We start from the raw sequence: 25979 nt of genomic DNA, 5'->3' as shown, positions 1-25979 counted from the left end.
ATGTCTGCTTCATCTTCGCTCCTCAGGGGCTACGATGAACCAGCCATCCTCCGTTCGGGAAGACCCTCATTCTGTCCCACAGGTGCTGACGTCGGACACAGGATCGAGACATGATGCTCGACGAGAGGCTTGGAGATCCAGCCGATCCCGCAGTTCTCGCGATGGATCTGGAGCAAGCATCGCTCGCCATGAAGCATTCCGTTGACGAGGGCTTGTGCCGCAGGGCCCATAGGATCGCGTAGAGCTTCCGCCGGCACTCCTATGGCGAGCAGCCGTGCCTTGATCGTCTTGATGGCGGCTTCTTGCAGCAGCTCAAGCACTGGATTGTGCCGGCGCCAGTAGCGAGCTTCAGCGGCCGACATATCGTCGGTGATCTCGCTGGGAGCTGTACCGAGCGGTGGGGTCGGCTCACTGTCGAGGATCCGGTTCGCGGCGAGATGGAAGGCGTAGCGGCTATCCGGGCAGGGACTCTTCGCCTTCCTGGCGTAGTGCGTGGGGCGGCTCATGACGAAGCCCCCATCCAGGCCCGCACATCGCTGACGCGGTAGCGGGGCCGCCCTTCGACCACCGTGATCCGCGGCCCGCGGCCGTTCTTCGCCCATACCTTCAAGGTGATGAGTGCGAAGCTGCTGATCTCGGAAAGCTGACGGCGCGTCAGGAGCGCGCTGTCGGGAAGCCGCTCGATGTCAGGGGCTGAAATCGCGGAGTTGCTGATGGCAGGCATAGACTCTCCTGCGCGGGAGCCGCATCCGGCTTCACTCGCGTCTGGACTGGAATTGAGGGAGCTGCCCAGTTCTCAGGTCTACAGGGTCATCCGTTTCATGCAGCATCCGTAGTATGCCGATAGACCCACCGACACCTCAAGGGACAGAATGTCCATTCTGACTTTTTATTTACGCAGCTACTTCGAGCTCTCGTGCTCTGCAATTAGCCTCGACACATGGTCTGCCCAAGCCGTGAATGCCGCCCGAAGTCGGTCCGTACCCGTATCTCGATTGTAGATCGCCTCGAGATCCGCACGAGCATGTCCCAGGGCCAGTTCTGCGGTGTCGACATCGATGCTAAGCCGAGACAAGCCAGTTCGGAAGGTTCTACGCAAATCATGCAGCGTGAACTCGACGCCGGAGGCCTTCGTCAGGCCGGCGACCAGCTTCGTCCACCCGCTCATCAGACTGCCGGTCCGGGCGGACGGAAAGACGAGGTCGGATCGTGCGTCCCGATGGCAATGATCCAGAAGACTTTGAAGCTGAGGCGTGACGGGGACCTTATGGCCGCGGCCCTGCTTCACGAAGACTGGGGGAAGCTCGAACACGGCAGCTCTCGTGTTGAGCATCGTCCACGTGATGCCAGCCCCCTCCCCGCGTCGGCAGCCTGTGAGAATGTAGAACCGGATCAGCCGGCCGGCGGTCGAATCGAGGCGTGCTGCGGCCCACACTTTGGCAAGCTCGGCGTTGGACAGAGCCCGGCCTTTCTCTGCCTTCGCCAGGCGATCTGCACGGGTCGCTCGCTCCTTTCGGTGTCCTGCAAGCGGGTTCACCGGCAACACCTTCGCGTCGGCCACGCACCATGTCAGGAAGGCGCGGCAGAGCGTCCGGAAATGCGCGGCGGCTCCGTGCAGACCCTTTTCCCTGATGGCGTCGGTGATCTTCGCGAACTCGGCCCCGGTGATGGTCGACACATCGCGATTCAGGAGCGGCGCCATCCTCGAGCGCAGCATGACCAGCACGTCCTTGCGGTTCACGTACTGCCGGCGCTCGAGGTGCCGATCGTAGCGATCGAGCAGGTCGACGAGGCGAGCTTTCTCGCGGATGCGGCTCTGAGCACGCACGGCCAAAGGGTCGGCACCTGACGCGATCCGTCCAAGCTCCACCTGGGCCAACGTCCGCGCGGCAGACACCTTCGCGACGGCGCCGAGGGTCGCCAGCTTCATCTTCTTGGTGCAAGCGCGCCGGCCGGCACCGACCGGGCGGTAGGCGAGGATCCAGGTCTTACCGGCTGGACGGATGCGCAGACCGAAGCCAGAGACGTCGCTGTCCCAAAGCACCATGTCGATGGCGCCGGACGGTAAAGCCGCCCTTGCGACGAGAGCATCGGTCAGCTTCTGTTTCATCGATCAGGACCCTGTGGGCAGCACATGGGCAGCACGGTTTCTGCAAACCCGCCGAACGCCACATATCCCATAATATCCCGATTAAATCAGCAGAAACAGGGTGTTGTGAGGTGCCGGATATACCTCCCGATACCCTCATGGACCGGGTGCGACACTATTCGTAATGAGGGGGTCGGGGGTTCGAATCCCTCTTGCGGCACCATTCCGTTTTCCAAACAGCCTCAGAACCACGTCGCTCGGTCGATCGGCACCGCCGAGTGATGGTTCGGGGCTGCTCGGATGAGAGCATTGGCCGAGCACGGCCATTCCCATCGATGGTGCGATCGACCCGATAGCGAACCACAACGCAAAGGGACGCTCGTCCCCAAGATCGAGAGGATCGTCCGCGCGGCAGCGAGACGATCTCAGACCCTGAGGACGAGCTTGGCCTGTCCTTGCGCCACGAGAGCGCTCGCAACTGCCGCAATCTCACGGATCGTGGTGCTTACCTGACGGGTCAGGCTGGGCACCTTAAGAACCTTCCGATCCGGCAATCGGCCAGACACTCCACTAATCGACCCAACCACCTCCGACAGGGCAGCGTGGGAACGGCACTCAGGCGCTTTGCGAGGCCGCGGTTCGTACAGGAAGCCGCCAATTGGGGCGGATGAAGTGGCACGTGTAACCGTCGGGACGGCGCTCGAGATAGTCCTGGTGCTCAGGCTCAGCCTCCCAGAACGGCCCGGCGGGGGCCAATTCCGTGATGACCTTTCCGGGCCAGAGACCGGATGCATCGACGTCGGCAATGGTCTCTTCGGCGACCTGACGCTGCGCGTCGTCGGTGTAGTAGATCGCCGAGCGATAGCTCAGGCCGCGATCGTTCCCCTGCCGATTCAACGTTGTCGGATCGTGGATCTGAAAAAAGAACTCCAGCACCCGGCGATAGCTCGTCCGCTCGGGATCGAAAATGATCTCGATCGCCTCTGCATGCGTACCGTGGTTGGGGTAGGTGGCATTCGGTACGTCGCCTCCCGTATAGCCGACACGGGTCGACACGACGCCCTCTTGCCGACGGATGAGGTCCTGCATTCCCCAGAAGCATCCCCCGGCGAGGACTGCACGTTCATGACTCATGGTTCCATCTCTCCCGAAGCGAGGCGTGACGCCGTTGCCCGATAGATAGGGAGCCGAACCGCCTTTTGCCGCCGTTCGATGATGTCGCGGGACGCCTTCACGGTGGGTTTGCACCTGCCGCCGGGTCTCACCGGCGGGTGTCGTTCCGGGCGTTTCGACCCATCCCGCCCATGACCTCTGAACGAAGGCCGGCCAAGGCGCCCTGGACCTCGGTGTTGGACAAGGCAACGGCGGGGCTTTCACCCCGCCGCTCGGTATCTCCTGTCCGGCGATCGCATTTTACCGAGCCGTCCCCCCGGAGGTGCGGCCGTACTGCCAGACGGGGAAGCTGTTCTGCTCGGCATTGCCCTCCTGTGCAGAGGAGGGCTGGCGGCCATAGCCGATGGAGCCGGTGGTGATGTCGTCGTAGCCGCGGGCTCCATGCCCACCGGACGCCACGTCGGCGGTGATGCCAGCCGGTGCCGTGTCGCTCTGGGCCAGGACGGGCGAAGCAGACGCGCTCGCGGTGAAAACAATTGCAGCAACAATAGAAGCAACACGCGTATTCATGGCACAATCCACTTAGATTTGCGCGGTCTCCGTCGAGTGGCGGCTGGCCGTGACTTGTTGAGTAACGCTGATCTAGGATCCCACAATCCGAAACTCGGTGCCGTTTGGCACGTCGTCAAAGCTTAATCGCTGGCGCGCGGGGATCGAGAGCGACGAAGCAGAGCGTATCGGTTCGCAACCTGAAGCGTGGACCGTGCGGCATGCGAACGCCGGCTCGAACGGATGATGGTCTCATGCGGTTGCGGAGCCCCTCACAGGAGGTGGCCAGGGACTGCAAGACGTGCCTTTCGTCGGTATCACGCGCCTCAAAATCCGGTCGGTTCGGTTCCTGCCGGGCTTCGCCGTTCATGCCCTCCGCACAGAGAGCCGTCCGCACAGAGAGGCAGGCGCGGAAGGCGGCGGCACTCCGATGGGGGCGATCCTGGTCGATCGGGCCTGGACCTTCTGGACCATGCCGCGGTGGGACGACGAGGCGGCGATGCGCCGGGACATCCTGGCCGGTGCCCACCGGCAGGCGATGCCGAAGCTGGTCCGCGGATGTGACGAAGCCTCCGCCGTTCACTGGACCCGACCCGGTGCCACGCCACCATCCCGGGCCGAGGCGGATCAGCGGAGGCGCGCGGACGGACGCCCGTCCAAGGTTCGACACCCCAGTCCGCAGCACGCAACGCTGGACGACCGTCCGCCGCGCCCGAAGCGGAGCGGTCCGATCACACCCAGGGGCCCGTAATGGCGGGCCGAGAAGCCTCCCTGGAGGCAGGCGCAACCGGCTTCTTCGCATTGGGCGGTGTTTCGGCGCACATCCGCGCCGGCGATCCAGGCGCATCACATCAGCGGCCGCCATCGCCCCCTCGGCGGCCAGAACCAGCGGCGCAGCGGCCTCAAGGCCCTGCGCCGTTTGTGTTTTTCGGCGCTGCGGGGTGGATCGACCGGCGGGCCGGACCGGTCGATCCTTCCGACGGCAGCGTGCTGGAGTACCACCGATGAGACTGCGCTCGGTCGTCCGCTGGATCAGCGTTGGCGCGACGCTCTGGAGCGGGATGGGGCTCCAGGCACGGGAGCGACCCTCCCGGGACGTGACAGGCTGGGTGTCGGCGGTGATCGCGAAGATCGATCCGGCCACGGGCGCTCCGGCCGCTGCCGGGCGCAAGCGCGGGCGCCGCACGGTGGTGGTCCGGGTCCAGATCGCGGCCGACGGTTTCGTCAATCGGGTGGATGTCGAGCGGAGTTCCGGCCTGCCGGATCTCGATGAGCGGGCACGGGGCCTGGTCCGGGCGGCCGGCCCCTTCAGCCCGCCGCCTGCGCCGCTTCTGACCCCGGCCGGCACCACGGATCTCAGCTTCCCGCTCCAGCTGGACCGATGAGCTCACAGCGGCGCAGCGTGCGCCGTCGCCGGACCGGAGAGGGACGCCGCCACGGGGGAGGTCTCGCGCGTCCTGACGGTGTCGGAGGGCGCCGGATGGACGCCGATCAGCAGAATCCGCTGTGTTTGCATGATCTTGAGGAGGCGTTCGGTCCGCCGCAGGGACTCCTGCGCGTCACTCGGGTCCTGCTCCTCGGCGAGGAGAACGGCGATTCGGATCATCTGCTCGATCCGGCGCTCCTCGGCCGCGGCGATGATCCGCTCCAGGGCCGCGAGCCCTTCCTCCAGTGCCACTCTCATGGGACCCCCTCGGAGCCTCGGTGAGCGGACAGGGTCCGGCATCGCACCGGAGCGCGCATTCACGATTGTTGATCGCCGGGCGATTTCGCGTCGAAGCGCAGGCCGCGGGCGGCTTACGGCGGGCCGAGATGCGGGAGCCAGAGGGCCAGGGCGAGGAGGCTCGCCAGCAGGACCGGCGGCGTCACGAGGAGGCCCACCGTCATGTACTGGCCCCAGGTGATGCGGTGGCCCTTGGCGGCGAGGACGTGCAGCCACAGCAGGGTCGCGAGACTGCCGATCGGCGTGAATTTCGGCCCGAGATCGCAGCCTATGACGTTGGCGTAGATCATCAATTCGCGGGTCAGGGGGGACAGGTCGGGGGCCTGCTGGATCGCCAGCGCTCCTACCAGGACGCTCGGCATGTTGTTCATGACGGAGGACAGAAGGGCGGCGGCGAGGCCCGTGCCGAGGGTGGCAACCACCGGGCCCGCCTGGGCGAGCCGGACCAGGCCCTGGGCGAGGAGCTCGGTGAGGCCGGCATTCTTCAGGCCGTAGACCACGAGGTACATGCCGAGGCTGAACAGCACGATCTGCCAGGGGGCGCCGGCCAGGACCTTGCGCAGGGGAATCACCCCGCTGCGACCGGCCAGGGCGAGCAGGATGAGGGCGCCGGCGCCGGTGACGGCCGAGACCGGGACGCCGAACGGGGCGGTGACGAAGTAGGCGCCGAGCAGCACGGCGAGGAGCGGGAAGGCCGCGCGGAACACGGCCATGTCGCGGATGGCGCTGGGCGGCGGGTCCAGACGGTATACCGCGTAGGTCGTGTCGAGGTCACGCCGGTAGACCAGCCACAGCACCACGAGGGTCGCGGCCAGCGAGACGAGGTTCACCGGCCCCATCACGGCGGCGTAGCGGCCGAAGGAAATGCCGAAGACATTCGCCGAAACGATGTTGACGAGATTCGAGATGACCAGCGGCAGGCTGGTCGAATCGGCGACGAACCCGCAGGCGACGATGAAGGCCATCGCGGTGGCCGGGCGGACGTCGAGCCGGATCAGGATCGCCAGCACGATCGGGGTGAGCAGCAGGGCGGCGCCGTCATTGGCGAAGACCGCCGCGATGGCGGCGCCCAGCAGGATCACCAGGAGGAACAGGCGGCGGCCGCGACCGCCGCCCCAGCGGGCGACGTGCAGGGCGGCCCACTGGAAGAAGCCCGCCCCGTCGAGGAGGAGGGAGATCACGATCAGCGCCACGAAGGTGAAGGTGGCGTCCCAGACGATGTGCCAGACCACCGGGATGTCGCCGGGCTGGATCACGCCGGTGGCCAGGGCGACGGCGGCCCCCGCGAGGGCGCTCCATCCGATCCCGAGCCCCCGCGGCTGGACGATGACGAGGACCAGGGTGACGACGAAGATGGCGAGGGCAAGCATCGACTTTTTCTGTTCGTGTCGCGACGAAACCTTGAGATCTTGTTCGCGGGTGAAATCTCGGGCGTGGGCGAGAGCTTGCTCTCAGGCGGGATCGCGCGTCCGGGCGCCGTCAGGACTCCGCGACCGGCCGCCCCTGCGCATCGACCACCGGCGCACCGTCCTCCTTGGCGAAGGCCCCCTGCTGGGGCGGCAGCAGGGCGAGCACGGTTTCGGAGGGCCGGCACAGGGCGACGCCCAGGGGGGTCACCACCAGGGGCCGGTTTAGGAGGATCGGATGCGCCGCGATGGCGTCGAGGAGCTGCTCGTCGCCGAGGGCCGGGTCGTCGAGGCCGAGCTCGGCATAGGGCGTGCCCTTCTCGCGCAGGAGATCGCGGAGGGTGAGGCCGGCCCGCTCCGCGAGGCGGCGCAGCAGCGCGCCGCTGGGGGGCGATTTGAGGTACTCGACGACGTGCGGCTCGAGGCCGGCATTGCGGATCAGGCCGAGGGTGTTGCGGGAGGTGCCGCAGGCCGGGTTGTGGTAGATGACGACGTCCATCAGGCGGGCTCCGGGCAGCAGGTCGCGAGGGCGGCGACGGCGGGGGCGCAGACCTCGGGCCGCCCCTGGCAGCAATCGCGCATCAGGAACTGGATCAGCGCCGAGAGGTCCGGATAGGCGGCGCGGTAGCGGATCGAGCGGCCTTCGCGCTGCGCCGTGACGAGGCCGGCGCGGCTCAGTTCCTTGAGGTGGAACGACAGGTTGGTCGCGGAGACGCCGACCGCCTCCGCCAGCAGGCCCGCCGCCAAGCCCTCAGGCCCGGCGGTGACGAGGCGGCGCACGATGCGCAGGCGGTGCGCCTGGCCGAGGGCCGCGAAGGCGGCGACGGCTTGCCCCTCGTCCATCATGGTGTCAATATTTCAAACATCATTGAAACGTAGAGGATGCCGACGCCTTGGACAAGACAGATTCGGACAAGACCGATTTTGACAAGATCGCTCCGGACCAGGCCGATCACGAGCGGCCCCGGCAGCCCTTCGCCGACGGCCTGCCGGCCCTGAGCGAAGCGCATTTCACGGTCCCGACCTCCGCGGCGCTCGGGGTACCGCAAACCTTCAGCCACGCCCCGCGCTTCCTGATCCTCTACGGCTCCCTGCGGGAGCGCTCGTTCAGCCGCTTCCTGGCCTACGAGGCGGCGCGCCTCCTGGAAGCCATGGGCGGCGAGGTGCGGATCTACCATGCGCACGGGCTGCCGCTGCCGGACGATGCCACCGCCGACCATCCTAAGGTGCAGGAGTTGCGCGCCCTCTCGATCTGGTCCGAGGGCCAGGTCTGGGTCAGCCCCGAGCGCCACGGGGCGATGACCGGAGTGATGAAGGCCCAGGTGGACTGGCTGCCCCTGTCGGAGGGTTCGGTGCGCCCGACCCAGGGGCGGACCCTGGCGGTGATGCAGGTCTCCGGCGGCTCGCAGTCCTTCAACGCGGTCAACGGCCTGCGGGTGCTGGGGCGCTGGATGCGGATGATCACCATTCCGAACCAGTCCTCGGTGCCGATGGCGTACCGGGAGTTCGACGAAGGCGGCCGGATGAACCCGGGTCCGCTCTACGACCGGGTGGTCGATGTCTGCGAGGAGCTGGTGAAGTTCACGCTCCTGACCCGCGAGCGGGCCGACCACCTCGTCGACCGGTACTCGGAGCGCAAGGAGCGGGAGCCGGAACGGCTCCGGGCGGTGGCGGCGGATATCGGTTTCACCCCGCGCCCCGCCTGACGCCCCGTGGCGAAGCGCCCGCGGCGTCGAACCAGGGCGGCGCAGGGCCGTTGAGGCAGAAGGGTCCCAAGCGGAAAGGCCACATGGCAGAGCCATCGGATATCAAGGCGCAAGAAATCGTGGCGCAAGAGGTCGTGGCGCAGGAGGTCGTGGCCCAAGAGGTCGTGGCCGAAGAGGTCGCGCCGCAGCAGATCGTGCCGCACATGGAGGTGCGGTCGTCGGATGGACTGCATGTCGGGACGGTCGACCACATGGAGGGCGACACCCTCATCAAGCTGACACGGACCGATCCGGCGGCCCACGGTCGCCACCACCTGCTGCCGCTCTCCTGGGTCGAGCGGGTTGACGAGCACGTCCACCTCACGGCCACGGCCGCCGATGTCCGGGGCTACTGGGAAGATGCCGGCTGAGCAGTCTTCCGCCTCCAGGCGACCTTTCGCCCGGTCGCCGCCGTCGCCACCGACCCTAGATTCCCGGTCAGCGCGGCAGCGGAGCCATTCGAGACTGAGTGCGCGCAGCCGCGCCACCCGCGTACAGGATACCTTCGGACTCCATGGAACGGCCTAGCGTCATCATCGGCATCCACGGCTTGGCCAACAAGCCGCCGGTCGATGAGAAGACGCGCTGGTGGCGGGACGCGATCACCGAGGGCCTGTCTCGCAACGAAGGACTCGACGGCGCCACGTTCACCTTCGGCTTCGTCTACTGGGCCGACCTGCGCTACGAGACGCCCCTCGCCGGCGACGCCGTCACCGAGCCGTATCGCCCCCAGCCGGCCTCCGAACCCCTGCACGGCGCCGAAGATGCGCCGAGCCTGACGGGACAGGACGTGCTGGCCACCCTCTATGCCGGGATCGACCGCGTCGAGGAGGTGACGGGGATCACCCTCGTCGACGACCTGATCCTGGAGCATCGCTTCGACGATCTCTGGCACTACCACGGCGAGCGCGCCTTCGCGGCGGAGGTCCGGGCGCGCCTGAGCGAGCGCCTCGCCGAATGTCGCGGGCACCGCATCCTGCTGGTGGCGCATTCCATGGGCTCGGTGATCGCCTACGACGTTCTGCGGCTGCTGGAGCGCGACGCCCCGGACCTCCGGGTCGACCACCTGGTCACGGTCGGCTCGCCCCTCGGTCTCGCGAAAGTGAAGATGAAAATCGAGAGTGAATTCGGCGCCACCCGGGTGCCGAACAACGTGAAGAACTGGACCAACCTCGCCGACGGCAACGACATCGTCACGGTGACCGGCACCCTCGCGGACGATTACGCTCCCAGCGACACCGGGGTCGTTCTCGACGACCACAGGGTGGTGAACGATTACCGGCGGCCCACGGGCGAGGCCAACCACCACAAGTCCTACGGCTACCTGCGCACGCCGGAGTTTTCGCGGATCGCGCGCGGGTTCCTGGAGACGGGGGCGCCCGAGGAGCGCTCGTGATGGACATGCGACCCCCTGTCGCGAGGGGCGCTCCCTCTCCGGACACCCTCCACACCCCACCCTGTTCCTCGCCTCGCCGATGGGGGACCCGCGCTGCCAGCGTGACGGCGGCAGCCGGTCGCGACGTGAGACGTCTCCGGCGGCGGTGTAACCGGCCCAGCCGGGTCGCGGTGAGACGCGACAGGTCCCGTGACGGTGATGGAGCGATCTGGCCACGACCGTAGTGAAGCGATCGTCGGTCACGGGCCGTCCGCCCACGAAAAAGGGGACGCCTCGCGGCGTCCCCTGATCCGTCGAACCTGGGCGGGCGCTCAGCGCTGGCCGGCGTGGTCGCCGTCGCGCAGGGTGCCGGTCGGCTCCTGCACGTGGGCCTCGAGGAACCAGAGCTGCTTGTCGACGCCGCGCGAGACCTCGGTGAGGAGGTCGGCGGTTCCGGCATCGCCGGCCTCGTCGGTGTCGTCGATGTTCTGGCGCACCGCGTTGGCGTAGACGCCGTAGCGGTCGATCAGCGCGGCCAGATGGTCGGCGATCGCGTAGGCATCGAGGGGATAGGGCTTGAGCTGCGAGGCCGACGCGACCGCCTGGGCGGTGCCGCGGGCGGTGCCGCCGAGCTGGGTGATGCGCTCCGCGACCTTGTCATTGTAGTCGTCGAGCTCGGTCCGGAATCCGTCGAGCATCTCGTGGATGCCGATGAACTGCGGTCCCTTCAGGTTCCAGTGGGCCTGCTTCACGTCGAGGGCGAGGTCGATCCCGTCCGACAGGCGCGCGTTGAGCACCTCGATCGAAACCTTCTTCGCGTTGGACTTGGTGCCGTTCTGGGTCTCGTGGAGACGCTGGTTTCCGGCTTGGGTCTTGGAATCGGCCATTCAGTTCGTCCTTCAAGTCTCAGGCAAGTCTCATGGAAGGCGCGTCGCTCATCCCGCAGCCTGCGCGGTCGCGACGCCGAGCCTTCGATGCCGGCGGAACATGATCTCGCCCGGGCGGCGTGCGCCGCCCCTGCGATCAGTCTGCCCCATCAACGACAGGCCCCGGCCCATGTTCCTGATCCCGTGTGTTCCAGACCCAGTGGTCGCGCGCGCCTGATCTGCGTGGACAGCAACCCGCGGCCCGTCATGGCCGCCGGCCGCTTCCGTCCCGGCCGGACCGCATTCCCCGTGACTGAAAATCCCCGTGATCGGACTCGACGCGGCGCGGGCAGGCGACCGTCAACCATAAATTGGCTTGGACGATGCCGACGCGAACGGCCGCGCTTAAACTGCGTTGGTCCCGGACTCGCCCGGCCCACAGTCCAGGGCGCCTGACTATTCCTTAACGATGACTCTTTGTCGCTCCACCGACCTTGAAACGTCTGGCGCTCGCGGCCCGTATGCGGGGCGATGCCTGAATGACGACGGGTTCTGCGGCAACGGAAACGAACTTGGTAAGATGTTGGTGAACGGCAGTGCACAATGCTTGTCCTGAGGCGATGTCAAATCTTAAAGGACACGCGCTTATTCTTGCAAAATGTCGACGGTCGGGTCACGATCGTCTCGCTCTTCGCCGGCAGCCCCGCTGCCATTCGTCCAGGCTTGGCATGCTGCGATGACAAAACCAGAGGTCGCACAGCGTCGTCCGCCCGGAGGCGATCCGGCTCGGCAGGAGGCGCCCGCGGGCCCCTTCGCGGCCGCGCCGCTCCGCATCCTCGTGGTCCACAATCGCTATCAGGTGCGCGGTGGCGAGGATTCGGTGGTGGCCCAGGAGGTGGCGAGCCTGCGCCGCGCCGGGCAGGTCGTGGAGACCCTGTTCTTCGACAACGCCACGATCCGGACGGGCTGGGACCGGCTGCGCACGGCCTACGAGGCGCCGCACGCCCCGCGCGGGATCGCCGCCGTGGTGGCGGCCGTCCGCGCCTTCCGCCCGGACGTGGTGCACGCGCACAACGTCTTCCCGCAGGTGTCGCCGGGCATGCACGCCGCGGTCCAGGCCGAGGGGGTCGCCACCGTGCAGACCCTGCATAATTTCCGCGTGACCTGCGCCAACGGCATCCTCATGCGCGAGTCCCGCCCCTGCGAGGACTGCGTGACCGGCTCGCCCTACCAAGCGGTGCGGCATGCCTGCTATCGCGGGTCCCGGCTCGGCTCCCTGGCGGTGGCGCGGATGATCGACGTGCACCGGCGGGCCGGCACCTGGGGACGGGACGTCGACCGCTTCATCGCGTTGACGCCCTTCGCCCGCACCCGCTTCCTCGCCGCCGGGCTTCCGGACAGCCGCATCCGCATCAAGCCCAACGGGTTGGCCGATCCGAGCCTCGATGCAAACGGCCCCCGGGCCGGCATCCTGTTCGTCGGGCGGCTCGTGCCCGAGAAGGGCGTCGGCACCCTGATGGCGGCCGCGCGCCTGACGCGCGCGCCGATCACCGTCATCGGCGAGGGCCCCGAGGCCGACGCCCTCGGCCGCGCGCCCGGTCTGACCCTGCTCGGCCCGCAGGACCCTGCGGCCGTGCAGGCCGCGATGGCGCGGGCGGCCGCCCTGGTGGTGCCCTCGCACTGGTACGAGGGCCTGCCGATGGTGATCGCCGAGGCATTCAGCCTCGGGACGCCGGTGGTCGCCGCGCGCATCGGCGCCCTCGCCGACCTCGTGACGGAGGGCCGCACCGGCCTCCTCGTCCCGCCCCGCGATCCCCGCGCCCTCGCCCAGGCCCTCGACCGGATCGTCGACGATCCCGAGGCCGCCCGGGCGATGGGGCGCCACGCCCGCCTCGCCTACGAGCGCGACTGGACCGAGGACGCCGTCACCGCGCGCGCGCTCACGATCTACCGCGAAGCCATCGCCACCCGTTCCTCCGCAACCCCCCGGGCTGCCGCATGACGCGCCCCCTCACTCCGGATCCTGCCATGCCCGTGCGCGCCTGGGGCCACGACCCGGACGTCCCCCACTTCCTTCTCGGTGGCGTCCCGGTCTCGATCACCGACATGGGAGGCCTGGTGGCCGCGCTTCGGCGCCGCCTGAGCCGGGCGGTTCCGGGTCCCGGGACCTTCGTGGTCTTCCGCGACGCCCACGGCATCGTGCGGGCGCAGGACGAGCCCGAGGTGCGGGCCGCCCACGACGCCGCCCTGCTGGTCTGCGCCGACGGGCGGCCGCTGGCCTGGGTCGGGCGCCTGCGCGGCCACAAGGCCATCGCGCAGGTGCCGGGCATCGAATCCGTCGAGGCGGTGTGCCGCGCCGGGGTCGAGGCCGGCTGGCGCCACTTCTTCCTCGGGGGCGGTCCCGGCGTCGCGGACAAGCTCGCCGCCGAGATGGCCCGGCGGGCGCCGGGCCTCGTCGTGGCCGGGGCCGAGACCCTCCCGTATCGTCCGCTGACGGAGCCCGAGGCCCAGGATCTCTACGCGCGCCTGCGCGCCAACGGCACCCAGATCCTCTGGATCGGCCTGAGCACGCCCAAGCAGGAACTCTTCATGCAGGCGCACACCCCGTCCCTGCCCGGCGTCATCGCCATGGGGGTCGGGGCCGCCTTCGACGTGAACATCGGCACGATCCCGCGGGCGCCGCGGCTGATGACCCGATGCGGGCTCGAATGGCTCTACCGGCTGATCCAGGAGCCCCGGCGCCTGCGCGCCCGCTACGCCCAGGTGGTGCCGCGCTTCCTCGCCATCGTGGCCTTCGACCGGGCCCGGCAGGCCAAGCATGTCCCGGCCCCGGAGGGGGTGCGCTCGGTCTGAGACCGGGCGCGCCTCAGCCGGCGGCGGGGGCCAGCGCCGCGCGGTAGGCCCGCGTCGCGGCCTCGAGGGAGAACCGCGCCAGGGCCGGGACGGCGCGGGCGCGGTACGTCGCCCGCCGGGCGGGGTCGTCGAGGAGGGCCAGGGCCGCCCCGGCCCAGCCTTCCACCGTCATCGGCTCGACCGCGCCGCACGCCCCGGCGGCGACGAGCTCGCGCGCCGCGCCCGAATGCGGCGAGGCCAGCACCGCCGCGCCGCTCTGCAGGGCTTCCTGCAGCACGATGCCCCAGACGTCGCCCCGGCTCGGGAACAGGAAGAGGCGGGCCGAGGCGTAGACCGCTCCGAGCTCGGCCTGCTGCACGAAGCCGTCGAACTGCGCCGCGATCCCGGCCGCCGCCAGCCGTTCCTCCATCTCCGCCCGCAGGGGACCGTCGCCCGCGACCCGGACCCGCAGGCTCCGGCCCCGGGCCTGGCAGGCGAGGACGACGTCGGTGAAGAAGCGCGCGCCCTTCACGTCCTCGTTCAGGATGCCACAGAACAGCAGGTCGTAGGGACGCTCCGCCTCCGGCGTCGCCGCCGCCGGGCCGGGCTCCCAGGCGGGGAAGAGCGGCGCCAGGGCGAGGCGGTCGGCGGGGAGGCCGTAGCCTTCGAGGAGGGCGAGGCTGCCGGCGCTCGGCCCGAGGCCGAAGCGCGCCCCCGGCGCCAGCAGGCGCCGCATCGCCCGGTGCGGCCGCGAGCGCCGGCCCGGATCGGTCTCGGGCACCCCGTCGGTGCGCAGGCCGTAGGGCACGCCGAGCCACCGGGCCGCGGCGGCGGCCATCAGCATGGTGGGGGCGAAGTCGTTGACGACGACGACGCTCGGACGCAGGGCCGCGAGGCGCGGCACGATGGCGGGGTTGATGTAGAGGTTGCTCACTGCGCTGCGGTACCAGCGCAGGCCCGGCACCACCGCGAAGCGGTAGGCCTCCGGCTCGGGCAGCTCCCAGTGCCGCGCCGCCTCCCGGGCGCTGCAGGCGAGAACGTGGAGGGGCCGGTCCAGGGCCGCCCCCAGGCGCTCGTAGAGGCGGTGCATGTAGGGTGCGCGGGCGCCGATCACGATCACGACGGGTCCGTCGCCGCGCCCAATTGCGAGGCGGCTCATCGGGCGGCGCGCGTCGGCCCGCCCACCAGGGCATCGATCTGGTAGAGCCCCCAGGCGGGTTCGAGGACGTGGCGGGGCATCAGCAGGAGGTCCTCCGGGCCCCGGGCCACGCCCCGGCGGGTGGTGTGGAAGCTGCGATAGCCGGCCTCGCGGGCCAGTTCCGGGTCGCGGCCCGGGTCGAAGTCGGTGCCGGCCACGCCCCAGGGGCAGGCGAAGTGCCGGACCGGCCGGCCCGTCAGGGCCTCGAGGTCCCGGCGCGACCGGGTCAGCTCCTCGGCGACCTCCGTCGCGGTGAGGCGCCCGAGGTTGCGGTGGCGCGTCGAGTGCGACCCGACATCGAGCCCGGCGGCCAGCCAGTCGGCCACGGCGGCGCGGTCCATGTAGCCGGCCCGGTCCCCGCCGGGGGGTGCGTCCACCCAGTCGCTGACGAGGAACAGGATCGCGGGGATCGCGAGCGCCCGCAGCACGGGAAGCGCCACCGCGTGGTTGTCGGCGTAGCCGTCGTCGAAGCTGACCAGGAAGTGGCGCCCCTGCCCGGCCGTGCCGTCGGCGAGGAGGTCGGCGGCCCGGTCGGCCGAGACGAACGTGCCGTGGCGGCCGAGGAAGCGCAGTTGCCGGGCGAAGCGCGCCTGCTCGCGCGGCGCGACGTGGTGGTAGCAGAGGGTGTAGAGCCCGGGCGGCGCGGCCGCCAGCGAGCGGGACAGCGCCCGCACCCGCAGGGCCGCCTCGCGCAGGACGGGCGTGTCGCGGATAAAGTGTTCGAGCGTCCTCGGCATGCCGGGACGTTAGCAGCTTCTCGCCCGATCGGCCGGGATCCGTGGATGATCCCCGGCAGCATTCGCGAACAGCGTTAAATTAAGGATCTTCACAGTCTGGGCGGGAGATCTCCGGTGCGCAGGGAGGGATGACAAGCGTTTCGCCGTAGGAAGGCCCGTCCCGCGAGGGATGCGTCGAGGATACGAGACAGGAAGCTCCGATGAGCGCGGCACTGAGCATCCGTCCCTGCCTGGACTCCGCCGTCTGGGACGAGGCCGTCTGGGCTCTGCCCCGCGGCAACGTCTTCGCCTCGTGGATGTGGGGCACCTACAAGGCAAAGGTCGGCTGGGACGTGACCCGCCTGATCGTGCGCGACGCCAGCGAGGCGCCGGTGGCGCTGATCCAGTACCAGGTCAAGCGCCGCGGCTTCGTGCGGTTCGTCCTGCTCCAGGGCTGCCCGCTCCTCACCGAGAAGGGCGACAAGCACGCCGAGGCGGTGGTCGCCCTGCTGCTGGAGCACCTCGCCCTCGGGCGCCTCGATCTCCTGGCGGTGAGCTTCGAGCACTTTCAGTCCGACGCGATCGTCCTCGCCCTGCTGGGCCACGGCTTCGTGCCGGCGCAATCGGCCAAGTACTTCACCCTGGAGCTCGACCTGACGGGCGGCACCGAGCCGATCCTGCAGGCGATGGACCAGCGCTGGCGCAAGGCCCTGCGCAAGGCCGAGCGCAACCCGGATCTCACCACCCACTTCCTCACCGACCTCGACGAGCGCCTCGCCGCCTTCGACGCGTTCTGGGAGATGTACGGGGCGCTGCAGGCCCAGAAGGGCTTCCGCGACAGCCTCGACGGGCCGCAGTTCCGCGACCTCGTCGCGCGCGATCCCCATCACCGCATCCTGGAGGTGCGGGAGAAGGGCGAGCGCGTGCTGATCCGGATCGCCCACGTCTCGGGCCGGCGCTTCACCGATTTCTACACGGCCTCGAACGACCGGGCCCGCGCCTGCGCCGCGCCCACCCTGGCGGTCTGGCGCTTCGTCGAGCAGGCGCATGCGGAGGGACGCGAGACCTTCGATTTCGGCGGCATCGACCCGGCCAACAATCGCGGCGTGTTCGAGTTCAAGCACGGCCTGAGCAAGAGGCCGGCCATCAGCGGCCCGCGCTGGATCTATGGCCGCACCCCCCGCCTGCGGGATGCGGCGGCGGCGTTCCTGTCCTATCGCTGACCGGCGCATCCCCCGGAGATCGATGGTCCCGCAAGCCCCCGTGATCCAGCCCCTCGGCGACGAGGCCGGGCTCCTCGCCCGCGCGCGGCGCTTCGCCCGGCGTCCGGCCCTGGCCTCGCTCCTCGACCAGGCCGCGGTGAGCGGCTTCGGCTTCGTCAGCGGCATCGTCACCGCCCGCCTCGTCGGCATCGAGGAATTCGGCCTCTTCGTCCTGATCCTGATCGTCACGGCCTTCGCGCAGGGGCTGCACAATGCCCTGGTGACGGCCCCGATGATGACGCTCGCGGCGCAGGGGCGCCGGTCGGCCGCGACCTACGACGCCACCGTCCTGGCCGCCGCACTGCTCGCCGCCCTCATCGCCGCCGCCGGGGTGGCCCTCGCCCTCGTGGGCATCTTCGCCCTGCGCCACCATGCCGTGGAGATCGGCGTGGTCGTCGCGGGGGCCGGGCTCACCGTGGCGCAGAACCTCCAGCTCACCGTGCGCCGGACGCTGTTCGCCCGGGGGCGCGGCCTCGTCGCCGTGGCGATGGACACCGCCCGGGCCGTCGCCTTTCCCCTGGTGCTCGGGGCGGCCTGGTGGGCGGGCCTGCGCCTCGACGCCGCCCTCGCCACCGCGGCCCTGGCGGGGACCGCCCTCGTCACCGCCGCCCCCGTCGCCGACGGCATCTGGCGCGCGCCCCGGCGCGCCCTGCGCCTGAAGCCCGTGATGCGCCGGCACTGGGGCATCGGCCGCTGGATGTTCCCCCTGGTCTTCGTCACCTTCGGGCAGGAGCAGGTGGCCTGGATCCTCGCCGGGATCATGCTCGGCGACGAGGCGATCGGCGGCCTGCGCGCGGCGCAGTACCTCGTGGGCTTCGTCATCATCCTGCTCACCGCCACCGAGAACATCCTGCCCACGGCGGCGGCGCGCGCCTACGAGACCGGCGGCGAGCGGGGTCTCCGCGCCTATCTGGCGAAGGCCGCCCTGACCCTCGGCCCGGTCGTCGCCCTGCTCCTCCTCGCCATCGCGCTCCCGGCGGGGACCTGGCTCACCCTCGTCTTCGGACCGGCCTTCGCGGACTACGCCGCCAGCGTGCGCATCCTGGCCCTCGCGGTCGGCTGCATCTTCCTGCGCGATCTGGCGACCCAGTATTTCCGGGCGATCCAGGATACCGGGCCGGTCTTCCGCGCCTTCGTCGTCAGCCTGGTGGTCTCCCTGGCGATCATGCTGCCGCTCATCGCCTATGCGGGAATCGCGGGGGCGGCCCTCGTCATCACGATCGGGCACGCGGTCTCGGCCACGCACCTGATCCTGACCCTGCGCCGCCGCTCGGCCGGGAGCGGCTGAGGGCGCGGGCCAGATCCGCTCGCGAGACACACCCGCAAACCTCGCCTTCACAAGCTTTTGCGTGCCCCCGTCTTCCGGGACCGAGAGTCGTCGAGACCGTTCGGCGGGCATTTACGATATTGTCGAAGTCCGGCCGCGTTTCGGGAGCAATTCACACCGGTGAAACGCTTCACAGCGGAAGTGTCGTCATCGTCGGACCCGCAGGCCACCAGGGAGGAACACGCGTGCTGAACCTGTTCCTCGTTTTGGCGATCCCCGCCTGGTTCACGATGCTCTATCCCGTGGTCCGGCGCAGGCTCGCGGTCGCGGTTCGCCCGCTCGATGCCCGGCTTGTGCTTCCGATGGTGCTCGTCTGCACCTTCGCCTTCATGCCCCTGGTCTTCACGGTGCCGCGCGAAGACGGAAACGCGGTGCTGGAAGAGGGGCTGAGCGCCTCCAACATCATCACCCTGGTGCTCACCGGACTGACCGGCCTCTACCTGTTCGGCAAGATCGCCCTCGACCGGCGCGTGGCGCTGCTGCCCTTCGCGATGCCCTACCTGCCCTTCACCCTGATGATCGGCGTGAACACCCTCAGCGCGGCCTGGTCGATCGTGCCGCCCTACACGCTCTATCGCAGTGCCGAACTGTTCATCTTCTATCACGCCTCGATCGTGATCTTCGACCGGAGCGACATCGAGCGGCGCTTCGCCGACCTGCTGGCGATCATCACCCTGGCCTGGCTCGTCGCCGTGCTGCCGATCATCGTCGACAGCCTGGCGCACGGCATCGTGTTCTCGGCCGCCAAGAACAACATGATGCCCTACGTCTGCGCGATGCTGGGCTTCCTGGTGATCTTCCGGCCGCCCGAGCGGCGCCGGCGGACCTACCTCGCCCTCGCGCTGGCGGGCTTCGTGATCGCCGGCTCGGCCGCCAGCACCGGCGCCCTCGTCGCGGTGGGCCCGGCCCTGCTGATGTCCTCGCGCCGTGCCGTCCTGCGCCGCCTCGGCATCGCGGGCGCCCTCCTGGCCATCGCGGGCTTCGTCCTGCTGATGCTCGACCTCGCGGCCTTCCCGGCGCTCCTCGACCTCCTGGCCACCCTCCTGCAGAAGCCCGCCATCGAGCTCGCCAACGGCACCGGACGCTCGACCTTCTGGCCGACCTTCATCGCGGCGACGCAGGACCGGCTGGCCGGATCGGGCTTCTCGGCCGGCGATCGCTTCATCCAGCTCCTGATCCCGACCACCACCCTGGCCGAGACCCTCGGGCGGGACGACGTCTTCATCACCAGCTCGCACAACATGTTCCTCAGCGCCTGGGCCGGCACCGGCCTGATCGGCCTCGGCTTCGCCCTGGTGGTCCTGCTCACGACCCTGTCGTGGGGCATGAAGCTCGACCTCAGCGGGCGCCGCTTCGTCGCCGCCTGCGTGCTGATGCTGGTGCTCAACGGCATGACGACGCCGGGGATCTTCCAGGACTGGAACGTCAACGTCCTGGCGCTCGCCGGCCTGCTCGCCTTCATCCGCGTCCAGCTGCCGCCGGACGGGCGCGTGCCGGCCTATCCCCGCGCGCCGGCGCCCGCGCCGCGTGCCCGCGCGCCCTCCCCCGAGGCCGGGATCCCGAGCACGTGGCGCATTTCATGAAACGCGCCCCCCACCCGGCGGCTTTCGGCGCACCACGTGCCGAAATCGGCCGGATCGACCGACCGGGCCGGGACTCGGCGGACCCGGGTGTCCCAGGACGGGACGCCTGCGGCCCCGAGCCCCAGCCCTCGCCGATTGCGTAACGGAAAGCGTCCATGGCTGTCATCGAACGCGCCCCACCAGCGATCCTGCAGCACCTCGGTGCCGGCACCGAGACGTCGCGCGAGGCCCTGCCCTGGTTCCTGGACATGGGCGAGGTCGGCCGCATCCTGCGCCGCCGTTGGCTGACCGTGCTCCTGCCGATCCTGGTCCTCCTGGGCCTGGCGGCGGGCTTCCTCGCCCTGCCGGCCCAGTACGCCGCGACGGTCCAGCTCCTCATCGACCCGCGCGGCCTCGCCGTGCTGAAGGACGAGGCCAACCCCCAGGGCCAGGCCAACGAATCCACCCTGCTCCTGGTGGACAGCCAGCTGCGGGTGCTGCAGTCGGACGACGTCCTGCGCAAGGTCGTGGCCACGCAGCACCTCGCCACCGATCCGGACTTCGTGGAGCCCGGCGCCCTCGACCGGATCCGCGCCTGGATCGGACAGATGCTCGGGCGCCCGGCGGAGCCCGAGGCCGACCCCGCCCTGACGGCCCTGCGGGCCCTGCGCGACCGGATGTCGGCCCGGCGCCTGGAGCGCAGCTTCGCGGTCGACGTCTCGGTCTCGTCCAACGACCGCGAGAAATCGGCCCGCCTCGCCCAGAGCATCGCCGAGACCTACCTCGCCACCGAGATCGGCAACCGCTCCGAGGCGATCCGCCGGGCGCGGGAGGGGCTCAACAGCCGCCTCGGCGAATTGCGCGACGGCGTCCAGCAGGCCGAGACCGCGGCCCAGGCCTTCCGCACGAAGAACAACCTCGTGGGCACCCGCACCCAGCTGGTGAGCGAGCAGCAGCTCGGCCAGCTCAGCGACCAGCTCGGCGCCGCCCGCGCCAAGGCCGCGGAGCAGCAGGCGAAGCTGCGCCAGATCGAGGGCGCCGCCGGCGGCGACCCGGCCAAGCTCGATTCGATCCAGGAGGTGCTGCAGTCGCAGACCATCGGGCAGCTGCGCGGCCAGCTCGCCCAGGCCGAGCGCCAGCGCGCCGACGCCGCGCTCAGCCTCGGCGAGCGCCACCCGGCCATGAACGCCTCGGACGTGCAGGTGCGCAGCGCCCGCACCCAGCTCGATGCCGAGGTGAAGCGCATCGCCGCCGCCATCCGCAACGAGTACCGCGCCAGCCTCGCCAACGTCACCGAGCTCTCGCAGGCCCTGGAGAAGCGCAAGGCCGAGGCCCTGAAGGTCGGCGACAGCTTCGTGAAGCTGCGCGAGCTGGAGCGCCAGGTCGAGGCGCGGCGCGGCGTCTACGAGGCCTTCCTGGTGCGCACGCGCGAACTGCAGGAGCAGCAGCAGCTCGACACCTCCACCTCGCGCATCATCTCGCCCGCCCTGCCGCCGACCCGGCGCCAGGGGCCGCCCGCCGCCCTCGTCCTCGCGGCCGCCCTCGTGGCGGGCCTGGGGCTCGGAATCGGCGGCAGCCTGACGGCCGAGCAGTTCAGCGGACGCATCCGCTCGCGCACCCGCCTCGAGACCCGGACCCAGCGCCTCGTGCTCGGACTGCTGCCGTCGCTGCCGCGGGGCGTCCGCAACGGGACGGACCGCCTGGGCAGCGGCCCCTACGAGGTCGCGATCACCCGCCTGCGCAACCGCCTGCGGCGCGACCTGCCGGCCAAGCGCCCGCACGTCATCGTGGTCACCTCCGCCGACGACGTCGCCGGCCGCTCGATGCTCGCCCTCGACTACGCCGCCTCGGCCGCCCAGGAGAACGAGCGCGTCCTCCTGGTCGACGCCTCCGCCGACGGCACCGTCACCCGCGAGGTCGGGCTGCCGCCCCGGCGCGGCGGGCCCCCGGTTCCGGGCCGGTCCGACCTCTCCGACGTGCTGGTGCGCCACCGTTCGGGCCTCGCCCTGATCCCGCAGGACGGCCAGACCGCGCGCAGCGATCTGCGCAGCTACGTCGACAGCATCCTGGGCACCCAGGACGCCTACGACCTCGTGGTGATCCATGTGGGCCTGATCGGCGCCGACGCCATCGCCGAGCGCCTGGCGGCCGATCCCCGGGTCACGGCGGTGCTCGTCACCGTCCGCCACGGCCGCAGCCGCTACGCCACCCTCGACCGGGCGCTCGCGGCCATCGGCCCGCGCCCCTTCGTCGGCCTCGTGCTCACCGAGGCCGAGGCGCTCGACTGAGGCGCGGTACGCCCCCGTCAGGCGGGGGTGTTGGCGCCGAGGTGGCGGTCGAAATAGCCGATCGTGTGCATCAGCCCCTCCCGGAGCGAGACCGTCGGCTCCCAGTCGAGGACCGCCTTGGCCTGGGCGATGTCGGGCCGGCGCTGGCGCGGATCGTCCGGGGGCAGCGGGCGGGCGACGACGCGGGAGCGCGAGCCGGTCAGCTCGATCACCAGGTCGGCGAGTTCGCGGATCGAGAACTCCCCGGGATTGCCGAGGTTGATCGGGCCCGTGACCGCGGGGCCGGTCTCCATCAGGCGCAGGAAGCCGTCGATGAGATCGTCGACGTAGCAGAAGGCCCGGGTCTGCGAGCCGTCGCCGTAGATCGTGATGTCCTCGTTGCGCAGGGCCTGGACCACGAGGTTGGACACCACCCGCCCGTCGTTGGGGTGCATGCGCGGGCCGTAGGTGTTGAAGATGCGCGCGACCTTGATCGAGAGCTTGTGCTGGCGGTGGTAGTCGAAGAACAGCGTCTCGGCGCAGCGCTTGCCCTCGTCGTAGCAGGAGCGATACCCGATCGGATTGACCCGGCCCCAGTATTCCTCCGGCTGCGGATGCACCTCCGGGTCGCCGTAGACCTCGCTGGTGGAGGCCTGGAAGATCTTGATCTTCAGGCGCTTGGCCAGCCCCAGCATGTTGATCGCCCCGATGACGCTGGTCTTGGCGGTCTGCACCGGATCGAACTGGTAGTGCACCGGCGAGGCCGGACAGGCGAGATTGTAGATCTCGTCCACCTCGACGTAGAGCGGGAACGTCACGTCGTGGCGCATGAACTCGAAGCGCGGATGGTCGAGCAGCGGCGCGATGTTGCGGCGGGATCCGGTGAAGAGGTTGTCGACGCAGAGCACCTCGTGGCCCTGCTCCAGCAGGCGCTCGCAGAGGTGGGAGCCCAGGAAGCCCGCCCCGCCGGTGACCAGAACCGTCTTCGTCTCACCGTATCGCATGCCGGATCCGAACTGACTCGCGTTGCAGGATGATGCCGTTGGGGTGGTCGGGGTGGAGGCCGGCGATCGCTGCCCCAGCGCGCAGCAGGTCCGCGATCATGGAGCGGCCGCCACCGTATCGACCCGCGCAACCGATGTCTCCGCGGCGAGCGCGGCCGTGCAGGCCCCGCGCCGTCGATCCCGTGCGGAGATTTCGTGGGACTGGAAGCGAAGCTGCGCGCCGCTGCTGCAGCAAGGCGGCAGGGGGATCATCTTGGCGATACTTGTCGGTGTGACGGGTCCAAGCATCCAAAACGCGGTCGCGCTCGTCTCTCGCTACGTCCTCGTCGGATACCAGCCCATCGCCCGCGCGCTTCAACATACGCTAACGGCGCCGTGATCGGCGCCGAATTCACGAGAAAAAATTCCCGTCCGGGCCAGGGAACAACCGGGGGCCGCGTGCGGTTTGGGCGCTATTTTGCCGGCGCGGCCACGGGGGATGGGGCGAGCTGCGCGTCGCGGTCCAGGCGCGCGAGATCCGCCCGCCACACCACCGCACCCGCCGCGTCGCGCACCGTGCCGAAGCGCGCCACGCCCTGCGCGGGTGCGTCGGCCGGCAGGTGCAGGCCGTCCGGACCGCGATTGCCGGACCGGACCTGCTCGTCGGCCCGGGCGCCGTCGCCGAACCGGAACGGGTCGCTGCCGAGGAAGACGTTCCCGGTCAGGCTGTTGCGCGCCGCCGCGGGATCGTCCTGCAGGATCGTGGCGAGGCCGGGATAGCGGGCGCGCCAGAGCTTGGAGCCGACCGGCATCGCCGCGAAGGCCGCCCGCAGTTCCGATTGCGGGTCGGTGATCGCGTCCCTGGCCCAGGTCCGGCCGCGGGCATCGACGTGAATGGCCGGGCTCGACTCGACGAACAGGTTGTCGGCAACGCGGTTGTCGCGGCCGCCGCCGAGGAAGACGGGCTGATCGACGCGCACGAACAGATTGTCCCGCACGGTGAAGCCGCTCGCCATGTCGTCGAGGTAGACGCCCTTGATCTCGAAGCCCGGCGCGGCGCGGATGTCGTGCAGGTAATTGTGCGCGATCACCGTGCCGCGGGCGGTCCAGTCACGGCCGGAATAGATCGCGCCGCTATCCGTCGAGCCGGACAGGACCCGGGCGATCTCGTTCCAGGCGACCCGGTGGGCGTTGCCGCGCAGCAGGATCGCGTACTCGTCGGTGTCGTGGATGTAGTTGCCCTCCACGACCTGGCCGACGCCCTCGAGGGTGATCGCCGGGCTCTGGGTCCGGGCCAGCTGCGCGTAGTCGCGGATCCGGCAATCCCGCACGAACAGCCCGGCCGGACTCAAGGCTGCCCGGTCCCCGCCCGACAGGTGGAGGGCGCCGATGCCGGTCTCCGCCACGCGGCTGCGTTCGAGGCCGCTGGCGGTCGCGCGCGCGATCGACAGGGCTCGGCCGGGGGTTCGGCGCAGGGTCACGCCGGACAGGACGACGTCGGTGGCATCCGCGACGCGCACGAGGTCGCCGCGCGCCTGTTCGAGGGTCAGGCCGGAGAGGCGCAGGTGCGACGCGCCCTCCACCACCACCAGCCCGTCGGTGATCGCCACCTCGGGCGCAGCGGCGGGATCGCGCGGCCAGACCAGGAGGACGCCCCAGCCGACGTCGCGCCACCACTCGCCGGGCGCGTCGAGTTCGGCGAGGGCATGGACGATGCGGTAGCGGGCACCCGGCACAATGCCCTCGTAGGGCTGGCTCCCGAGGGTCAGGCGCTTTGCCGCTCCCTCGAGGCCGACCACCGGAAAGGCCTCGAACAGCCAGTCCCAGTGCCAGTAGCCCTCGGCCCACAGGTCGGGCTCGCCGCGCCAGCCGGCCACGCGCCCGTCCGACGCGGTGAAGCCGGCGGCATCGCCGGAGACGGCCGACACCTTCGCCCAGCCCTGATTCGGCCAGCGCGCGGGCCAGAGCGCCCCGGCCCCGTCGAAGACGGCGAGGTTCACCCGGGCGTCGCGTTGCGCGAGGGTGCGCGGCTCCTGGATGCGGGGTTCGAGACCGGCCGACACCGGCAGCCGATAGGCGCGGACCTGCGCGCGGGCGGCGGGGGGCAGGCGCGCGAGCAGGTCGGCGGGAATGCCGCCCGGGGCGGGCTGCAGGGGGATGGAGCCGACGAGGCGGCTGGTGCCGTCCGGGCTGCCGCGCACCACCAGGGGATCGGCGGCCGTGCCGCTATCCTCGGGACCGAACCGGACCGGCTCGGCGAGGCGGTGCGGGCCCGGCGCGAGGGCAATCGCGATCGGCCGGCGCGGATCGGATCGGCGCCAGGTGCGGCGCAGGGACAGGGCTTCCGGCAGGGTGGCGACGACGGCGTTGCCGACCGCGCGCTTCGGGGTGGCCCCCGAGGTAGCCCCCGAAGCGGAAGCGCCGCCGCTCGGATCGACGGTGATGACGACGGGCTCGGCGGCGCGAACCGCGACCTGCATCGCCGTTAGGAAGAGGAAGGCCGCAAGGCCGGCCCGGAGACGAAACGCAGTGACGTTCCGTCTGTGGTCCCGGCGGGTCCGGGTCATCAGGCCGCCTGGATTCCGATTGCTTGGCCCCAAGCGACGCCCCTCGATCCACCGCCACCCCGACCCCGGGATGACGGCCGGGGGGCGACGATGACCTTAGGCGGTCGGGTAGGAGAACACACCCACCGACTTGTGGAACTGCACGGTCTCGCGCGCCCGGTGGCGGCGGGCCTTGTCGAGCAGGCGGCTGTCGAGGCGATCGCCACCGATATCGGCGAACTGCTGGTCGGTCAGATCCGCGATCTGGCGCGCCGAGGCGTTCTCCTTCCAGGAGGAACGGATGTGGTTGATGATCGAGTGTACCATGGGAGTCAGGGTCCGAAACTGTTCGTGCCACGAGGAACATCGCCCCGTCGCCATGGCCCTGATGTAGGCTTCGCCGCAGCGCAGCACGAGGGC

Annotated in this window: 25 protein-coding genes; 10 read left to right on the top strand and 15 right to left on the bottom strand. The window is 70.2% G+C overall.

The features are described from left to right. Nucleotides 1-29 precede the first annotated feature (29 nt). The 5 genes from ASF58_RS25625 to ASF58_RS05920 all read right to left on the bottom strand — a co-directional run bounded on the left by ASF58_RS25625 (nucleotide 30) and on the right by ASF58_RS05920 (nucleotide 3772). The gene (locus ASF58_RS25625; protein ID WP_156375530.1) at nucleotides 30-506 is read right to left on the bottom strand and encodes a hypothetical protein; all 477 of its coding nucleotides are present in this window, start codon (nucleotides 504-506) and stop codon (nucleotides 30-32) included. Further along, a complete protein-coding gene (locus ASF58_RS05935) occupies nucleotides 503-724 on the bottom strand; it encodes a hypothetical protein (RefSeq protein ID WP_055948464.1) in 222 nt (73 codons plus the stop codon). Before ASF58_RS05935 ends, ASF58_RS25625 begins: the two co-directional genes overlap by 4 nt. Nucleotides 725-901: 177 nt before the next feature. Then, entirely contained in the window at nucleotides 902-2110 is a 1209-nt protein-coding gene (locus ASF58_RS05930; RefSeq protein ID WP_055948461.1) for a tyrosine-type recombinase/integrase, read from the bottom strand. A 594-nt stretch (nucleotides 2111-2704) separates the two neighbouring features. Further along, the gene (gene msrA, locus ASF58_RS05925; RefSeq protein WP_055948458.1) at nucleotides 2705-3223 is read right to left on the bottom strand and encodes a peptide-methionine (S)-S-oxide reductase MsrA; all 519 of its coding nucleotides are present in this window, start codon (nucleotides 3221-3223) and stop codon (nucleotides 2705-2707) included. A gap of 279 nt (nucleotides 3224-3502) precedes the next feature. Further along, entirely contained in the window at nucleotides 3503-3772 is a 270-nt protein-coding gene (locus tag ASF58_RS05920; protein ID WP_055948456.1) for a hypothetical protein, read from the bottom strand. 983 nt (nucleotides 3773-4755) lie between these two features. Here ASF58_RS05920 and ASF58_RS05910 point away from each other — a divergent pair. Next, nucleotides 4756-5136, top strand: a complete 381-nt coding sequence (locus ASF58_RS05910) for a TonB family protein (protein WP_055948450.1) — start codon at nucleotides 4756-4758, stop codon at nucleotides 5134-5136. A 2-nt stretch (nucleotides 5137-5138) separates the two neighbouring features. Here ASF58_RS05910 and ASF58_RS05905 read toward each other — a convergent pair whose 3' ends face one another. The 4 genes from ASF58_RS05905 to ASF58_RS05890 all read right to left on the bottom strand — a co-directional run bounded on the left by ASF58_RS05905 (nucleotide 5139) and on the right by ASF58_RS05890 (nucleotide 7726). Next, nucleotides 5139-5435 carry a hypothetical protein gene (locus ASF58_RS05905; RefSeq protein ID WP_055948447.1) on the bottom strand — a complete coding sequence of 99 codons (297 nt, stop codon included), beginning with the start codon at nucleotides 5433-5435 and terminating at the stop codon, nucleotides 5139-5141. A gap of 113 nt (nucleotides 5436-5548) precedes the next feature. Beyond that, complete coding sequence (locus ASF58_RS05900) at nucleotides 5549-6844, bottom strand: arsenic transporter (protein WP_055948445.1); 1296 nt, start codon at nucleotides 6842-6844, stop codon at nucleotides 5549-5551. Between the two features lie 109 nt (nucleotides 6845-6953). Next, on the bottom strand, nucleotides 6954-7379 hold the full coding sequence (gene arsC, locus ASF58_RS05895; RefSeq protein WP_055948441.1) for an arsenate reductase (glutaredoxin): 426 nt from the start codon (nucleotides 7377-7379) through the stop codon (nucleotides 6954-6956). After that, complete coding sequence (locus ASF58_RS05890) at nucleotides 7379-7726, bottom strand: metalloregulator ArsR/SmtB family transcription factor (protein WP_082512836.1); 348 nt, start codon at nucleotides 7724-7726, stop codon at nucleotides 7379-7381. The genes arsC and ASF58_RS05890 overlap by 1 nt, the downstream gene beginning before the upstream one ends. Before the next feature lie 86 nt (nucleotides 7727-7812). On the opposite strand from ASF58_RS05890, the gene arsH reads away from it, so the two are divergent. The 3 genes from arsH (at nucleotide 7813) to ASF58_RS05875 (ending at nucleotide 10021) form a co-directional block, all read left to right on the top strand. Next, nucleotides 7813-8586: an arsenical resistance protein ArsH gene (gene arsH / locus ASF58_RS05885; protein WP_055948945.1), complete on the top strand. Its 774-nt coding sequence runs from the start codon at nucleotides 7813-7815 to the stop codon at nucleotides 8584-8586. 203 nt (nucleotides 8587-8789) lie between these two features. After that, complete coding sequence (locus tag ASF58_RS27600; protein WP_055948942.1) at nucleotides 8790-8996, top strand: DUF2171 domain-containing protein; 207 nt, start codon at nucleotides 8790-8792, stop codon at nucleotides 8994-8996. Nucleotides 8997-9139: 143 nt separating this feature from the next. Beyond that, nucleotides 9140-10021: a hypothetical protein gene (locus ASF58_RS05875; protein WP_055948438.1), complete on the top strand. Its 882-nt coding sequence runs from the start codon at nucleotides 9140-9142 to the stop codon at nucleotides 10019-10021. 311 nt (nucleotides 10022-10332) lie between these two features. Here the strand turns inward: ASF58_RS05875 and dps are convergent, their stop codons facing one another. Next, entirely contained in the window at nucleotides 10333-10887 is a 555-nt protein-coding gene (dps, locus tag ASF58_RS05870; RefSeq protein WP_055948435.1) for a DNA starvation/stationary phase protection protein Dps, read from the bottom strand. 715 nt (nucleotides 10888-11602) lie between these two features. Between dps and ASF58_RS05865 the strand changes: the two genes are divergently transcribed. Both ASF58_RS05865 and ASF58_RS05860 read left to right on the top strand, forming a co-directional pair. After that, entirely contained in the window at nucleotides 11603-12868 is a 1266-nt protein-coding gene (locus ASF58_RS05865) for a glycosyltransferase family 4 protein (RefSeq protein WP_082512835.1), read from the top strand. A 26-nt stretch (nucleotides 12869-12894) separates the two neighbouring features. Further along, complete coding sequence (locus ASF58_RS05860) at nucleotides 12895-13719, top strand: WecB/TagA/CpsF family glycosyltransferase (protein WP_055948432.1); 825 nt, start codon at nucleotides 12895-12897, stop codon at nucleotides 13717-13719. 13 nt (nucleotides 13720-13732) lie between these two features. Here the strand turns inward: ASF58_RS05860 and ASF58_RS05855 are convergent, their stop codons facing one another. Both ASF58_RS05855 and ASF58_RS05850 read right to left on the bottom strand, forming a co-directional pair. Beyond that, the gene (locus tag ASF58_RS05855) at nucleotides 13733-14857 is read right to left on the bottom strand and encodes a glycosyltransferase family 4 protein (RefSeq protein ID WP_055948428.1); all 1125 of its coding nucleotides are present in this window, start codon (nucleotides 14855-14857) and stop codon (nucleotides 13733-13735) included. Further along, entirely contained in the window at nucleotides 14854-15633 is a 780-nt protein-coding gene (locus ASF58_RS05850; RefSeq protein ID WP_055948425.1) for a polysaccharide deacetylase family protein, read from the bottom strand. The genes ASF58_RS05855 and ASF58_RS05850 overlap by 4 nt, the downstream gene beginning before the upstream one ends. A 200-nt stretch (nucleotides 15634-15833) precedes the next feature. Here ASF58_RS05850 and ASF58_RS05845 point away from each other — a divergent pair, with 200 nt between their 5' ends. The 4 genes from ASF58_RS05845 to ASF58_RS05830 all read left to right on the top strand — a co-directional run bounded on the left by ASF58_RS05845 (nucleotide 15834) and on the right by ASF58_RS05830 (nucleotide 22051). Next, the gene (locus ASF58_RS05845; RefSeq protein ID WP_055948421.1) at nucleotides 15834-16835 is read left to right on the top strand and encodes a GNAT family N-acetyltransferase; all 1002 of its coding nucleotides are present in this window, start codon (nucleotides 15834-15836) and stop codon (nucleotides 16833-16835) included. Nucleotides 16836-16857: 22 nt separating this feature from the next. Then, nucleotides 16858-18162: a polysaccharide biosynthesis C-terminal domain-containing protein gene (locus ASF58_RS05840; protein ID WP_055948418.1), complete on the top strand. Its 1305-nt coding sequence runs from the start codon at nucleotides 16858-16860 to the stop codon at nucleotides 18160-18162. A 224-nt stretch (nucleotides 18163-18386) separates the two neighbouring features. Beyond that, nucleotides 18387-19784 (top strand): O-antigen ligase family protein, encoded by a 1398-nt coding sequence (locus ASF58_RS05835; RefSeq protein ID WP_055948415.1) that lies wholly within the window; start codon nucleotides 18387-18389, stop codon nucleotides 19782-19784. Between the two features lie 155 nt (nucleotides 19785-19939). Continuing rightward, nucleotides 19940-22051, top strand: a complete 2112-nt coding sequence (locus ASF58_RS05830; protein WP_055948412.1) for an exopolysaccharide transport family protein — start codon at nucleotides 19940-19942, stop codon at nucleotides 22049-22051. Between the two features lie 17 nt (nucleotides 22052-22068). Here the strand turns inward: ASF58_RS05830 and ASF58_RS05825 are convergent, their stop codons facing one another. The 3 genes from ASF58_RS05825 to ASF58_RS05810 form a co-directional block, all read right to left on the bottom strand. Then, a complete protein-coding gene (locus tag ASF58_RS05825; RefSeq protein WP_055948409.1) occupies nucleotides 22069-23034 on the bottom strand; it encodes a UDP-glucuronic acid decarboxylase family protein in 966 nt (321 codons plus the stop codon). A gap of 452 nt (nucleotides 23035-23486) precedes the next feature. After that, nucleotides 23487-25580, bottom strand: a complete 2094-nt coding sequence (locus tag ASF58_RS05815) for a hypothetical protein (protein ID WP_055948404.1) — start codon at nucleotides 25578-25580, stop codon at nucleotides 23487-23489. A 96-nt stretch (nucleotides 25581-25676) separates the two neighbouring features. Continuing rightward, on the bottom strand, nucleotides 25677-25886 hold the full coding sequence (locus ASF58_RS05810) for a hypothetical protein (protein WP_055948402.1): 210 nt from the start codon (nucleotides 25884-25886) through the stop codon (nucleotides 25677-25679). Nucleotides 25887-25979 lie beyond the last annotated feature (93 nt).

This window comes from Methylobacterium sp. Leaf125 (genome assembly GCF_001423085.1).
In the GTDB taxonomy this organism is placed as follows: domain Bacteria; phylum Pseudomonadota; class Alphaproteobacteria; order Rhizobiales; family Beijerinckiaceae; genus Methylobacterium.
Note: the sequence above shows the minus strand (reverse complement) of the source record. Positions and strands in the feature narration are given on the sequence as shown.